Source organism: Paenibacillus sp. FSL R5-0623, from assembly GCF_037974265.1.
Taxonomy (GTDB): domain Bacteria; phylum Bacillota; class Bacilli; order Paenibacillales; family Paenibacillaceae; genus Paenibacillus.
On record NZ_CP150233.1, the window covers coordinates 3329335 to 3344264 of the forward strand.

A 14930-nucleotide genomic window follows, 5' to 3' on the forward strand; every position below is an offset into this window, starting at 1 on the left:
AACATCGAGCCATGCAGGATGGTTTGATGTTTTTTAGTTTACATTGAATGAGCTCATCATTATTTTGGCAAAGCTTCAATCACATCACGTCTTTGTTTGATATATTTACCGGGGGAGATGCCGACCATTTTGGTAAAACTGCGAATAAAATTGGCATAGTCACTAAAGCCCGATTGAAAGCATGCATCCGTAATACTCATTCCTTCAGACAGGTGATATTTTGCCCGTTCAATACGACGACCCAAAATGTAGGAACGGATCGTCAATCCAGTATGCTTCTTGAACTGGCGGCTGATATAAGTACTGTTCATGTAGAACACTTCGGCAAGTTTGCGAAGCGTAATGTCTTGATTTAGATGTGTTTCAATATAATCCATGGTTTCACGAACCAGTTCAGGCATAATGTCATTGGGAACAAAGGAATTGTTATGAAACCAGACATTAATCATGACCAACAATTGGGCTACGGCAGCATTTATTTTGATATCGGTGCCATAAGCATCGGAAGCAAGCAATCCTTCCAGTTCGTTTGTACATTGCAGCATCTGCTTCAAGTTATCGTCGTCTAAATGTACGATGTTGCCTGTTCCTTTGGGGCGATGATCAAAACATGACGATAGATTGGTTGATGGTGTGGAAAGTTGAAATAGATATGTTTTTTTGAGGTTGATTGTAATTCGCTCATACTCAGATTCATCCAGAATAAAGGCGCGGTGCATCTCCTCGGGTGACATCACAAGCAGATCACCAGGCTGCACATGGTAACATCGATTTTCTACATAAAAGTGAACGTTGCCACGAAGAAACAGGTAGATCTCGTATGCATTATGGCGATGATAGATCGTTTCCAGCTTATACGTCGTTACGCTGTGCAGATATAAGAGCTCAGGCTGGATGGGATCATAAAAACACTCAGAGGATCCACTCATGAAGTACCTCCCGTCATTTCACGCAATAAATAGAGCGGTTAACGCAATGAAATTGTACTCAGCTTACCTTAAAATGTAATCATCCTATCATGATACCTTTTGTATTGCAAACGCTTTCTTGTGAAAAGACACAACTAAAAACGATTATAGGGGGATTCTTTTGATGAATTATCATTCTACACCACAAGCTGGTGAGCAAAAGCAAGATCAAGCTGCCAATCTGGAGAGTATTCCAGGGGAGATTGGCAAGCTTCGTCCCAACGGTAACCCTCTGGTGGCCCACAAATTTGGAGCCGATCCCTATGCTTTGGTATTTAACAATCGAGTCTACTTATATATGACTAGTGATAAGCTGGAATATGATAAGGACGGTATTGCTCAGAAAAACAGCTACAGTTCAATCAACCGGATTACGGTCATTTCTTCTGATGATTTAATCAACTGGACCGATCATGGAGAGATCAGAGTGGCTGGACCTCAAGGCGCAGCAACATGGGCTTCGCAATCATGGGCCCCGGCAGCTGCTCATCGAATCTTGGATGGCAAGGACTGTTTCTTTCTTTATTTCGCCAACAATGCCAGTGGAATTGGTGTATTGTCTGCACCAACACCTGTAGGTCCATGGGTAGACCCTATAGGAAAGGCACTTATTACAAGAGAGACGCCGGGAGTGGAGGAAGTAACCTGGCTATTCGATCCGGCTGTCATTGTAGATGATGATCATCAGGCCTATATATATTTCGGTGGTGGTATTCCACAGGGGAAAGCAGAAAGACCGGATACGGCAAGAGTTATGCGATTGGGAGATGATATGATCAGCGTTGTTGGCAAAGCGAAGGTTATTCAGGCGCCTTATATGTTTGAAGATTCAGGGATACATAAATATAATAATAGTTACTACTTTACGTATTGTTCCAATTTTGTTGAGGGTGATCGGCCAGAGGGCAGCCCACCACCTGGTGAGATTGCATATATGACCAGTGTTCAGCCAATGGGGCCATGGACATATCAGGGAACGTTGCTCCAGAATCCGGGCCACTTTTTTGATGTTGGCGGCAATAACCATCATGCTATATTCCAACTGGCCGATCAGTGGTACATTGCCTATCATGCCCAGACATTATGCCAAGCGATGAATATCCCCGAAGGTTACCGTTCAACACATCTGAATCGAGTCGAGCATGATGAGGCCACGGGTAAGATCAAGAAGGTACATGCCGATTATCAGGGCGTAGATCAAATCAAGTGCTTTGATCCCTATGGGCGGGTAAGCGGATCGACGATTGGATGGAGTAGCGGAGTATCAACAGAGCAATATCCTGACTCTGGTGAGATGTCTGCATCTGATGCGAATATGATTTCCGCTAAGCTGCAAAATGACAGCTGGATAGCTATATCCAAGGTCGACTTTGAAAGTGAAGGACCCACAAATTTCACAGCCACGATTGCGAATCAAGCAACCGAAGGTACGTTGGAACTTCGACTTGAACGTGCAGACGGACCGTTAATTGGTGAAATCATTGTTCCGCCTGCGACAGAATCTCTTCAATGGATGGAACTAACAACTAATGTTACGGGTGCGAAAGGTGTGCAAGACTTGTATATTAAGCTTAAAAGTTCAACAGACAGCTCAATCATCCTTTTGAGAGAATGGAAGTTTAACAGAAAAAATGAGGTGTAATTAAAGTATGTATCCGAATCCGATTATTTGGGCCGATTACCCGGATCTTGACGTTATTCGTGTAGAAGACACATATTATATGGTCAGTACAACCATGCATATGATGCCGGGATGTGTCATCCTGCGTTCATATGACCTGATCCATTGGGAAGTAGCCACATATGTATACGACACATTGGACGATACACCTGCCCAACGGCTGGTGGATGGTCATCACGTTTATAGTAAAGGCATGTGGGCTGCATCACTCCGTTATCATCAAGGGATGTTCTATGTGATCTTTGTTGCGAATGATACCCGTAAGACATACTTGTATACGTCGACCTCCATCTCGGGAGTGTGGAAGAAGCAGATCGTGGAAGGGTTTTACCATGATTGCTCCTTATTTTTTGATGATGATGAACGAGCCTATCTCGTATACGGTAATACCGAGATCTATCTGACCGAATTAAGCTCTAATCTGTCCGGGCCCAAACCTGGTGGAGTACATCGCTTGATTGTAAAAGACGAGCAGTCTCATCACCTTGGTTATGAAGGAGCACATTTTTACAAGATCAATGGTAAATATATTGTGTTCCTGATTCATATCACGAAAGCTTCCGGACGTAGAACACAGGCGTTTTATATGGCAGACTCTCTGGAAGATGTCTTCACTGGTGGAGAAGTATTCAATGACGATATGGATTATTTCAATTCAGGAGTTGCTCAGGGCGGTATCGTGGATACGCCGGATGGAGACTGGTATGCAATGCTGTTTCAGGATCATGGGGCTGTTGGCCGGGTTCCTGTTTTGGTTCCGCTACACTTTGATCAAGGTAAACCAATCTTTGCAAACAAAGCGCCGAAGCAGATTGATATCCCGAGCACGAGACCAGAGCACCGTTATAACCCGTTAGTGGGTAGCGACAGTTTCAATTATGAACCCGAGGAAGATGGAAACATCCGCCTCCGTGATTTTTGGCAATGGAATCATACACCTAATCATGAACTTTGGTCCGTTACAGAGAAACCGGGAGTGTATCGTGTTCGAACGGGACAGATCAGCCCAAATCTGACGTTTGCGGTCAACACACTAACCCAGCGTTCAATGGGGCCCGCTTGCGAAGCAATAGTTACGCTTGACGGCAGTCGTCTGAATGATGGGGATTATGCCGGGTTGTGCTTTTTGATCGGTTCGTACGGTATGATCGCTCTCACGAAGCAGGATAGCAAGTTTTACTTGGTCATGCATGCCAGAGATAGTGAAGATTCCACCATATTTGGCAATCTGATCGACCAGAAGCCAGCCACTGAACATGAACGTATCCCGGTATCAGATCCAATAGTTAAACTAAAAGCATTCGGAAATTTTGAGAACAATCTGGATGAGTGCTCTTTTGCCTATTTCGATGGGGTTGAATGGAGAGATATAGGGATTGTCCACAAAATGATATATAAACTGGATCATTTTATGGGTTGCCGAACGGGATTGTTTGTATATTCAACGGAAATAGCTGGAGGAACAGCTGATTTTTCGAATTTTGAATATCGTGTGATTAATCCTGATGAGAAACAATGAAAATACGTAAAAGCCGCCCAACGGCGGCTTTTCGTATTCAATGAGTACAAGTTGTTGTACAATGATATGGATTCAAAGTTGACAGAGAGAAGAGAGTTGTTCAAACCGAACTGGGGGCATGTCGTCATGTATAAGAGATGTCTGGACATAACAAGATGGACCTTCATTCTGTTCCTTGCTGTATCCATACCAGCAGGTCATACCGAAGGTAATACCAAACAACATCATCCGCAGCAAGATGGGCAGCAGATTCAACTTCCCGCTACGTTTGAGAGGTATTCTCCTCCCATCGTTGTCTCTTTTGTCAGGGAAACTGGAGATGACCTTGAGCGTATGATTAGTCAGTTATCTGGTGAGACGATACTGGATAATCGCTGGACTCGTTTGTACGAGAAAGAGCTAGGTATTCAAATTCACTATGACTGGACTGCTAAGGGAGATGTATACAATCAGAAGTTGGGTGTATCACTTGCTGCAGGACGTTTTCCAGATGTGGTGAAAGTTAATCCATATCAACTTAGACAACTGAGCAACGCTGGAATGATCGAAGATTTAACCCATGTGTACCAAGAGCACGCTTCCCCACTTACAAAGAGTATATTGGAGGCGGAGGGAAGAGGTGCATTTGATGCGGCAACCATTGATGGCAAACTCATGGCTATTCCCGAATCATCTTCCTCCATTGAGACAGCGCAGTACCTGTGGATTAGAACCGATTGGTTGGAGCAACTGGGGCTACGGCCGCCTAAAACGATGGAAGAGCTTCTCCAGGTTTCGAAAGCGTTTACAGAGGGAGACCCCGACGGGAACGGAGAGCATGATACGTACGGACTTGCGCTAACGAACCATCTATGGGATCCAGTTATGGGAGCTGCAGGGGTGATGTCCGGCTATGGGGCCTACCCTAATATATGGGTTAAAGATGCAGAAGGAAACCTCACTTATGGAGGTATTCAGCCTGAAGTTCGGGAGGCTCTGAAAGTACTGCAAACGTTGTATCGTGAAGGCCAACTTGATCCGGATTTTGGTTATAAAAGTGGAAACAAGGCGTTTCGTCTAGTTCAAGATGGAAAAATAGGGATGCTTTACGGCGAACAGTGGACATCCTTTATGCTTCAGAGCACCCGTGATAAAGATACAGATATAGATGTAGAATGGCAGGCATATCCCATTGTTGCCAAGTCGGATCGGAGCCTGTTCGTACCGCTACGTTCCAACACGGGGCAATACTTTGCTGTAAAAAAGGGCTTCTCTAATCCGGAAGTTGTTGTAAAGCTCATGAATCTGCATCTGGACATCAACTGGGGGGATCAGGCACAGTATGAAACATACTACAATGACGACTCCCGAGCTGTGTGGATGCTTTCACCGGTAACTCCTTTTCCTGGTAATAAAAATATAGATGCTTACAAACAAATTCGGGATGCCAGAAGTACAGGAGACTTCTCGGCTCTGCAGAATGAAGCTCTCGCCATTCACAAACGCATTGTGGCCTATGAATTGGAAGATGTAGAGAGCGGCTGGGGCTGGAAACAAACCTATGGGCCTTCGGGTGCTTTTAGCATTGCTGATTCTTATGAGAAGAACGGCCAACTTCTCTATGATCAATTCACGGGCGGAATTACGGACACGATGGTTGATCGACAAATTATTCTTCGGGATCTTCAGCTTGAAGCCTATATGAACATTATTCTAGGCAGGTCGATAGATGAGTTTGATCAATTCGTTGAGAACTGGCGCAAGCTGGGGGGAGATCAGATCACATCGGAGGTTAACGCGTGGTTTCGCACCAGCAAGCCAAAGGAGCACTAATGTTCACTTTATTCTTACAAGGAACCCACTCAGCCTTTGGCATTGGAGGTGAAGGTATTGATCAAGATCCCTGCTAAATCATGGTTTAACAGTATATTTGCGCGATTAATAATCACCTATCTGGTATTTGTGCTTCCTCTTATTCTTCTTGGCGTGTATCTGTATCATTGGAGTTATGACAATGCAAGCCAGGAGATATCGTTGTCAACGGAAAGACGGTTAAACCAATATGTGGTGGAATTGAACAGAGAGATAGAATGGATGGAATTACAGCAGTTTGATATCGTTGAGGATCGAAAACTCAATCGTCTGGCGATTCTCTGGGACATGATGGATCAGGTTGAGCGGCGTGATACATTAAATTACCTGACAGAACGACTCGCTTCATTCAAGAATAGCACTGCTTATATCAAAAACGTTCATGTACATATCCCTTCTGTTGGCAAGAGTATATCCGCGATCCAAGGCATCGATGATTTCGATAAAAGTTCTTATCTATATTTTAGTTCAGGCATGCAAGGAAAAGGTACACGTTTCACTGTGAAAGAGGACGCCTTGAACTTAAGTGCCGTCAGGCTGACAGGCACGAGAGGAGAACCCCCGCTTTTTGTCATTCAAGTGGAGCTGGATACATACCATTTTCAGAATGAACTCACACGGCTTAATTTGTACCCGGAGAGTTCAACGTTTCTGATTGAGGACAAAACGGGGCATGCCATCACAGATAAACATCAAGCTAGTGTTATTCTCACGAATTACCGTGAGCACAGTGTAAAGGGTACACTTGATGGCTTTCGAATGAAGGTGGGGGACACCATGTACCATGTTAGTCAGTTGCATATGGACTCCCTGGGCTTATCCGTAGCTACATATCTACCCGAGGCAATTGTTACCAAGCCACTTAGCAAGTTCTATCATTGGGCTTGGCTGTTTGCGATTACATCATTTGTTGCCATCACGGCGTATCTCTATTCAAGTTACAAGTTAATTCATATCCCGTTACTGTTGTTGGTGAAAAGATTCAAAAAAATGGAGGGAGGCATGCTTGATGTCCCCATTGCGCATAACCGAAAGGATGAATTTGGCTTCCTCTACACGCGTTTCAATCTAATGATTGAAAATCTTCAATCCCTGATCGACCGTGATTTCAAGAAAACACTGATGATGCAGCGGGCCGAGTTGAAACAGCTTCAATCGCAGATTAATCCTCATTTTCTGTACAATAGCTTCTTTATTCTGAATTCACTGGCAAGGACAGGAGAAACCGAACGTATTGAGCAATTCACTAACATGCTTGGAGAGTATTTCAGGTTCATTACCCGGAATGAAACAGATCATGTGAAGTTGAAAGTGGAAGTTGAGCATTCACGAATCTATACAGAGATTCAACAATTACGATTCTCCAGACGAATCAAGGTCGATTTTGGGTCACTGCCTGCTGAGATGGAACATATTCACGTTCCCAGGCTCATTATTCAACCCATTATTGAGAATGCATATGAACACAGCCTTGAAAAGAATACCGACTCTGGTCTTCTAATTATCGGGTTTCATATGGAAGGTTCATATGCCGAGATTACCGTAGAGGATAATGGAAATGAGTTGGAAGAGCAACATATTCAAGCTCTTCAACAACGGTTGCATAAGGACGGAAGTACGGATGAAATGACGGGTTTAATCAATATTCATCGACGTCTGGTGCTGACGTATGGCGAAGGAAGTGGCCTTTTCCTATCCAGAAGTGAACTGCAAGGATTAAAAGTCACAATTCGAATCCAGTGGAAAGAGGGAGAGAACGAATGTATCGACTTTTGATTGTAGATGACGAGGAGATTATCACAGATAGTCTCTATGAAACGTTCGCCAGACACATACCTGATCAGCTTGATGTATGTAAGGCCTACTCTGCAACAGAAGCATTGTCCTGGATGCAACGTTCAAGAATTGATATTGTTCTAACGGACATCCGCATGCCGGGTATGAGTGGCTTGGAATTGACAGAGCGGATTCAAGCCAGTTGGCCGAATTGTCGCGTCATTTTTCTGACAGGACATAGCGATTTTGATTATGCCTACCAAGCTTTTCAGATGGCCAATGTGCGTTACTTGCTCAAAACGGAAGGCTATGACAAGGTGATGTCTGTTGTCGAAGATGTGATGGAAGAGATTCGGCGAAGTCACAGCATGCTTGAGTTGTTGGAACATTCTCATAAAGTCAACTCGCAGCTTGCACTGATTCAACAAAAAGAGTATTTGCGTAAGCTGCTTCAAGATTGTACAGCGGTTATGGCTTCTACTAGGGATATGCAGGACGAATTATTCAAAAGAGATATAAGTTTACAAATTAACTCACCTGTTTATCTCATACTGGGTCGGTTCAATCATCCGCCTGAAAAAGGTTCGGACCTGACACAAGTTCAGGAATCTGTTCGCATTATTGGCTCATCTCTAATGAATGAACGTACAGTGTGCGCAAGTGTAACAGACCATTACGGGGATACGATCTGGCTGCTTCAGCCGAAGCAGGAGGAAGAGATGACCAATGATAAACTTGTACGATTCCTGGAAGGCACACTTGAATTGGTACAGGAAGCTTGCATGGCATCACTTGGCGTATCCATTGCTTTTTCATTAGGTGGTCGAAGCTGTAATTGGTCTGAGCTAACCAAACAATATGAACGTCTGAGATTACTCCAATGGATGAAAATTGGGGATGGCGTATCCATGGTACTCACGGATCATCGTAATGATCTTTCATCGGATGTACCCAAAGAATCCATGCGGATCTCAAACCGGATCGAGATGATGTCGGGATATTTGGAAACGGGACGAATTCAGCCATTTTACGATAGTTTTGAGGAGCTAACGGGCGAATTACTGCAACAGGATATTACGATGGAACGTGCCATGGAGACATACTACAATCTGGCCTTATTATTGCATTCAACGATCAATCGTTGGGGTCTTCAACAGAAGATCCCGGATCAACGAAGTTTGCTGCATTTAGGGGAGTATACTTGCATGAAGGATGCAGTACAATTTTTATATCGTGCTGCCGATGAATTAGTCCGGTACAAAAGATCAAATGAACAGGAACGCGCTAACGTTGTCATTCATTCCTTATGCAGTTACGTTAAGGAGAATCTGGAGAAAGATCTCTCTCTGGTGAGATTGGCAGAACTTCATCACTTTAATCCATCCTATCTGTCGCGATTCTTTAAGCAGGAAATGGGAATAAACGTGTCAGAGTTCATTGACGACTGCCGAATACGGAAAGCCAAAGAATTGCTTCAGAACACAAATCTTATGGTACGTGAGGTCGCACTTCAAGTGGGGTACGAGGCTGCACATTCGTTTACCCGACTTTTTAAGAAAATAACGGGAATGACTCCCCAAGAATACCGGGAATCCCTTTTGGTACGTTAATGGTGAATCCTTTGGAATTGACCAAACCCAAACAACCACAAAAAAACGCAGGAAGAAGAATACATCCTGCGTTTTTTTGTGGTTATTATCTAATTGATAAACAAACCGATTGGGCAATCCACCTTTAGGCCGTGTGGATTTTTTGTCTTCTATAAGCATTGGGACTCGATCCGGCATACGCTTTGAACTTTTTATAGAACCAGTCAATATCCTTATAACCTACCTCAATAGCAATCTCATATATTCGCAGATTGGTGGAAGACAACAACTGCTGTGCCTTTTCCATACGTTGCTGGAGCATATAATCATTGAAAGACATCTTCTCTTCCAGCTTGAACTTCTGTCCAAGGTACGCACAGTTAAAATGAAGCATGTCAGAGATCTTCTTCAGCGTGATTTCATCACTCAGATGATCCCGTACATACGCCTTCACGATACGAATGACATGACTGGAGTGCATGGGCTTACCGTTCATTTGAACGGGTGTTTTGAAGAACGACGACGTTTTGTGTGCCGGGTCGGTTTCAAGGTGAGATCTAAGTGCATGTAGACTGTTAAGTAAAGAAGAGGGACTAACAGGATACGGGAGATAATCATTTACCTGATACGTCAAGGCTTTGCGTACAAACCTGAAGTGATCTCTTCCACCCATAAGGAGGATGGGTATCTGACTTTTTTTTCGAATGTCATTGCATAACCAGAGCCCCGCGGTATCAAACCTCTCTGTATGTACCATAACAAGGGAAAAGTCTCGTTCTGACAATGCGGTCAAAGCCTCGGCCGATGAGAACACACAATTTGCGATAGTATATTGAGCTTTGCTCCGTAGCAACATCTGTTGCAACTCTCCGCACAAACGACGGCTGAAATCCACAAGTAAAATATCATACATGAAGCAATACCTCACCTTCTGCTGAATTGTAATGCGCTAGATTAACTAAAATTTGACTTAATTTCATTATGGTAATAAAAGAAAGCGCATACAATGTGCATATTTTTGTAGACAGTGCATTTCTTTACCAATTAAAACCTATAATGCACTTTGCTCGCACAAAATTACGCGAATCTATATTCAGCCCGGGTAAACATCTGTATTCTGGCAGGTTGTTTGCGCTTTCATTTGAACGATACACTGTGATAGCAAACGACAATCAGGGGGGAAGACGATGAGAAAACACAAGTTCATGCTACTGAGCCTGGTATTTGCGGTCTTGTTGGTGATTGCTGCATGCAGTTCTGCACCTACCGCTCAACCCGAGCCGGAAAAAACACCACAGGAGGAACAAAAACCCGCGGAAACCGAGCCAAAGAATGAAAACTCCACGCCAGAAATGGATTTTGACATGGGCGGCAGAACCATCAAGGTTGTTGCTTGGTGGGACATGGAAATACAGGGGAATAACCCAGACAACATTCAACGCCTTGAGAATCTCGAAGCGCTGAAGAAAAAACACAACTTTAATATTGAATACGTTTCCATCGATTTCGGTGAATATCAGGAAAAAGTAGTTGCTTCCCTGATGGCCGGTGAACCGCTTGGCGATCTTGTGAGACTGGGCAAAAACTATGCCATTCCGGCATTGACCAAACAGGATCTGTTATGGCCGGTGGATGATTATATTAAAAACGACAAGGTTTTCAACCAGAAAACAACCAAGGAATACATGCAGTATGAAGGCAAAGGTTACGGCTTTACCGAGGACCAGTCCTCGTTTATCAACGGGATTTTCTATAATCGCACGCTCATGCAAGAGCTCGGCTTGAAGCCACTTCAAGAGTATGTGGATGCCGATGAATGGAACTGGGATACGTTCATCAGCGTTGCCAAGCAAGCGAACAAGGATCGAAACAATGATGGCAAGCTGGACACTTGGGGACTCGCTCAAACGGGCTTGCTGGAACCGATTCTGTATTCCAACGAGGCTTCTCTGACCAAAGAGGATAAGCAGAACCTGGAAGATCCAAAAACAAAAGAAGCGTTGAACTTCCTGTCCAAACTGGCTACCGAGAAGGTCGGCAGAGCTTCTGAGGGCGGCGATTGGACAGAGCCATCCACGTTCTTCCGTCAAGGTAACACCTTGATGTATTCAGGTGCCATGTACGAAGTCGAAGGTATTATGACGGATATGCAGGATTATGATATTGGTTTTGTACCGTTTCCAAAAGGTCCAAGTGCAACAGCGTATCACTCCGGTGAGTCACGTTACCAAGCGATAACAATTCCAAAAGCGGTAGAGAACCCGGAACAACTGATGTACATCTGGGAGAAAATTAACGAGATCGATTCGATCTATGAGTATCCGGGACAATCCACACTGGAGACACATCTGACCGATGAAGCAGATATCAACAACGCCAGAGAGGTGGCGGAAGGTATGTTGGTTCTCGACCATAACACATTCCCGTCCTTGCCGTTCTGGGATTTTGATGGGGAACTCAAAGAAGGGGTATCCGTATCCACGCTGATCGAGAAATACAAGGCTCCTTTCCAGGCTGCGATTGATGAGGTTTACAAATAAGTATCACGTTACACGGGCAGAACGCACCAGTGAAAGTGCGGTCTGTCCGGGTTAGTCAATCGTTCAGTTCTCTCAACGCTTACAGGAAAGGGGATACATTCAAACATGCGGTCACGTAAGAAAAAGGGACTAATCCTGGTGCTTGTCCTGGCCTTGGTGCTCTCCATATGGACACTATATCCATCGCGGGATCGTAATCCGGGAACGGTACATGCGCTTGAGGACTTTGAGGCGGTATCGGGAACCGAGGATTCATTCAGTTATGAGCATTATCTGACTGCTCATGACAATACGGCCAAACCGGATGAAATTGTACGCATCGAAGGCGAATCTTATGTTCAGGCAGAGGATGGGGAATTTGAGGTTGTGCAAGGGTACGCCGGATTAGACGGAAATGCCGTAATTACGCCGGAAACTGGAACCATTCGCTGGGATGTTCCTGTTCAAGTGAGCGGTTTGTACAACATTCGCATTCACTATTATCCCGTAGAAGGTAAAAGCTCCGGGATCGAACGCAGGCTTGAGCTTAACGGTAAGGTCCCGTTCAGAGGGGCCGATATTCTTCTGTTTGACAGGGTATGGGGGAATCGCGAGGACAACGTCCGGCAGGACGATCGTGGCAACGAGCTTAGACCCAGACAAGTGGAACAGCCCGAATGGCAGCTGACTTCCTTCAAGGACAGCGCAGGGTACTTCGAGGAACCGTTTCAGTTTTATTTTGAAAAAGGCAGTCAGAAGTTATCGCTCACTTCATTAAGAGAAAGCATGGCGATCGATTATATTGAGCTATATCAAGAAAGCGAAGTTCCTTCCTATGCAGAGCTGGAGCAGACCTATGCCTCACTCGGCTTGAAACAATCGGCTCCTGTTATGTTGAAAGTACAAGGGGAGGAAGCTGTCAGCAAGTCATCCCCTACACTGGCACCAATCTCGGACCGATCAAGCCCTTCACTGGAGCCTTATAATGTATCGAAAATTCGGATGAACGCCATCGGGGGCATTAACTGGAAGCTGCCGGGGGAATGGATAGAATGGGAAATTGATGTGCCTGAAGACGGACTGTATCAACTGGCGCTTAAGGTGAAACAGGATCAATTGCGTGGCATCTATGCCACCCGCAGTCTGACGATTAACGGTGAAGTTCCGTTTAAGGAAATGAAACGCATTCGATTTAACTACAGCCCGGCCTGGCAAACACAGGTGTTGGGTTCGGGAGAGGATCAGCCATATCAGTTTCATCTTGAAAAAGGAAAACACCGGATCCGAATGACGGTTACACTTGGCGACATCGCTCCGCTGCTGCGGACCGTGGAATCCAGCGTGCTGGAACTGAATGAGATGTATCGCAAAATATTAATGATTACCTCCAACAGTCCAGACCCACTGCGGGATTACCAGCTGGAACGGCGTATTCCAGAGATGACGGAGGTGTTTGAACGACAAGCTGACATCTTGCGCTCCGTTGCAGATTACCTGGAAAAGGCCACGGGTGAGCAAAGTGACAAAGTGGCCGTACTGCACGCCATGGTATTACAGCTTGAAGATATGGCGGCCAGACCAGAGACGGTTCCCAAACGGCTGGATACGTTCAAAATTAACGTAGGTGGTCTCGGCACATGGATTCTATCGGTACGTGAACAGCCGATTACGTTGGATTACCTTGTCGTTTCTCCGCCGGGTGAATCGCTGCCAAAAGCGGAAGCGAGCACCGTCCAGCAGGTGAAGCACGAACTGGGCGCATATGTTGCCTCGTATACCGAAGATTACGACAGCATTGGCAACGTGGAACAAAAGAAGGATGCCATCACTGTATGGATCACGACCGGACGAGATCAGGCCCAAGTACTGAAAGGTATGATCGACGATTCGTTTACCCCGGATACGGATGTGTCCGTGCAGTTACGTCTCGTTCCGCCTAATATTTTGCTGCCCGCAACACTCTCGGGGGAAGGACCGGATGTTGCCATGCAGATGGGCGAAGACATTCCGGTGAACTATGCGATGAGGAATGCAACGGCGGATCTAAGCCAGTTCCCTGATTTCGAGGAAATTTCGGGCAGGTTCCGTGAAAGCGGATTGACGCCATACCGCTACAATGACGGGGTATATGCCCTTCCGGAGCAGCAGCATTTTCCAATGCTCTTTTACCGCAAAGATATTCTGAATGAACTGGGCCTCGAACCGCCAAAAACGTGGCAAGACGTATATAACGCCATCGCCGTGCTGCAGAAGCATAACATGGAGTTTTATCTGCCGATTGAGGATACGCTGAACAATGCCAACCTGGTTCCGAATTCAACCTTTGCCATGTTGTTATATCAGAATGACGGAACGTTCTACACCGAAGACCAGAAGAAAAGTGCGCTGGATTCGGAGATTTCAATGGACGCGTTCAAACGCTGGACGCAATTTTATACCAATTACAAGTTTCCGCTCAAAGCCGACTTTCCGAACCGCTTCCGTACCGGGGAAATGCCGATCGGGATTGCTGATTACACCACGTATAACATGTTGACGGTTATGGCTCCGGAAATCCGCAATCTTTGGGACTTTACGATTGTTCCGGGTACACAGCTTCCGGATGGGTCCATACGGCATGAAGTGGCCAGCGCTACGAGCGCGGTGATGATGCTCGAAAATGCCGACAACAAGGAAGCGGCGTGGAAGTTCATGAAGTGGTGGACTGATGATCAGACCCAGATTGAATACGGGAGAGAAATGGAAGGTCTTATGGGAGCGGCTGCCCGTTACCCGACGGCCAATATCGAAGCCTTGAAGCAATTGCCTTGGCCTGTGAAGGATTATCAAAATCTCGAGAAACAATGGGAATGGGTACAGGGAATCCCGCAGCTTCCTGGAGGTTATTTCACGGGACGACATCTGGACAACGCCTTCCGCAAGGTGGTCAATGCTAATGAAAATCCGCGTGAAGCCTTATCGGACTATGTATTGTACATTGATGATGAAATAGAGTTGAAACGCAAGGAATTTAATCTGAAATAGAGG

9 protein-coding genes are annotated in these 14930 nt (G+C 45.3%); 7 read left to right on the top strand and 2 right to left on the bottom strand.

Annotated features, from left to right (window positions below):
* Window positions 1-59 precede the first annotated feature (59 nt).
* Window positions 60-929 (bottom strand): AraC family transcriptional regulator, encoded by an 870-nt coding sequence (locus MKY92_RS14640; protein WP_339301468.1) that lies wholly within the window; start codon window positions 927-929, stop codon window positions 60-62.
* Between the two features lie 163 nt (window positions 930-1092).
* Here MKY92_RS14640 and MKY92_RS14645 point away from each other — a divergent pair, with 163 nt between their 5' ends.
* The 5 genes from MKY92_RS14645 (at window position 1093) to MKY92_RS14665 (ending at window position 9405) form a co-directional block, all read left to right on the top strand.
* The gene (locus MKY92_RS14645) at window positions 1093-2610 is read left to right on the top strand and encodes a glycoside hydrolase family 43 protein (RefSeq protein WP_339301470.1); all 1518 of its coding nucleotides are present in this window, start codon (window positions 1093-1095) and stop codon (window positions 2608-2610) included.
* A gap of 7 nt (window positions 2611-2617) precedes the next feature.
* A complete protein-coding gene (locus MKY92_RS14650; RefSeq protein ID WP_339301471.1) occupies window positions 2618-4168 on the top strand; it encodes a glycoside hydrolase 43 family protein in 1551 nt (516 codons plus the stop codon).
* Between the two features lie 78 nt (window positions 4169-4246).
* A complete protein-coding gene (locus MKY92_RS14655) occupies window positions 4247-5980 on the top strand; it encodes an extracellular solute-binding protein (RefSeq protein WP_339301472.1) in 1734 nt (577 codons plus the stop codon).
* Between the two features lie 57 nt (window positions 5981-6037).
* Entirely contained in the window at window positions 6038-7795 is a 1758-nt protein-coding gene (locus MKY92_RS14660) for a histidine kinase (protein WP_339301474.1), read from the top strand.
* Window positions 7780-9405 (top strand): response regulator, encoded by a 1626-nt coding sequence (locus MKY92_RS14665; protein WP_339301475.1) that lies wholly within the window; start codon window positions 7780-7782, stop codon window positions 9403-9405. Before MKY92_RS14660 ends, MKY92_RS14665 begins: the two co-directional genes overlap by 16 nt.
* Before the next feature lie 124 nt (window positions 9406-9529).
* On the opposite strand, the gene MKY92_RS14670 is transcribed toward MKY92_RS14665, so the two are convergent.
* The gene (locus MKY92_RS14670) at window positions 9530-10297 is read right to left on the bottom strand and encodes a helix-turn-helix domain-containing protein (RefSeq protein WP_036670943.1); all 768 of its coding nucleotides are present in this window, start codon (window positions 10295-10297) and stop codon (window positions 9530-9532) included.
* Between the two features lie 274 nt (window positions 10298-10571).
* On the opposite strand from MKY92_RS14670, the gene MKY92_RS14675 reads away from it, so the two are divergent.
* Together MKY92_RS14675 and MKY92_RS14680 are read left to right on the top strand one after the other, a co-directional pair.
* A complete protein-coding gene (locus MKY92_RS14675) occupies window positions 10572-11924 on the top strand; it encodes an extracellular solute-binding protein (RefSeq protein WP_339301476.1) in 1353 nt (450 codons plus the stop codon).
* A gap of 105 nt (window positions 11925-12029) precedes the next feature.
* A complete protein-coding gene (locus MKY92_RS14680; RefSeq protein ID WP_339301479.1) occupies window positions 12030-14927 on the top strand; it encodes an extracellular solute-binding protein in 2898 nt (965 codons plus the stop codon).
* Window positions 14928-14930: the final 3 nt, after the last annotated feature.

What these genes read in the sequence shown, in the direction of transcription:
- MKY92_RS14640 (WP_339301468.1), bottom strand. Translation starts at nt 929, where the DNA reads ATGAGTGGATCCTCTGAGTGTTTTTATGATCCCATCCAGCCTGAGCTC.
- MKY92_RS14645 (WP_339301470.1), top strand. Translation starts at nt 1,093, where the DNA reads ATGAATTATCATTCTACACCACAAGCTGGTGAGCAAAAGCAAGATCAA.
- MKY92_RS14650 (WP_339301471.1), top strand. Translation starts at nt 2,618, where the DNA reads ATGTATCCGAATCCGATTATTTGGGCCGATTACCCGGATCTTGACGTT.
- MKY92_RS14665 (WP_339301475.1), top strand. Translation starts at nt 7,780, where the DNA reads ATGTATCGACTTTTGATTGTAGATGACGAGGAGATTATCACAGATAGT.
- MKY92_RS14670 (WP_036670943.1), bottom strand. Translation starts at nt 10,297, where the DNA reads ATGTATGATATTTTACTTGTGGATTTCAGCCGTCGTTTGTGCGGAGAG.
- MKY92_RS14675 (WP_339301476.1), top strand. Translation starts at nt 10,572, where the DNA reads ATGAGAAAACACAAGTTCATGCTACTGAGCCTGGTATTTGCGGTCTTG.
- MKY92_RS14680 (WP_339301479.1), top strand. Translation starts at nt 12,030, where the DNA reads ATGCGGTCACGTAAGAAAAAGGGACTAATCCTGGTGCTTGTCCTGGCC.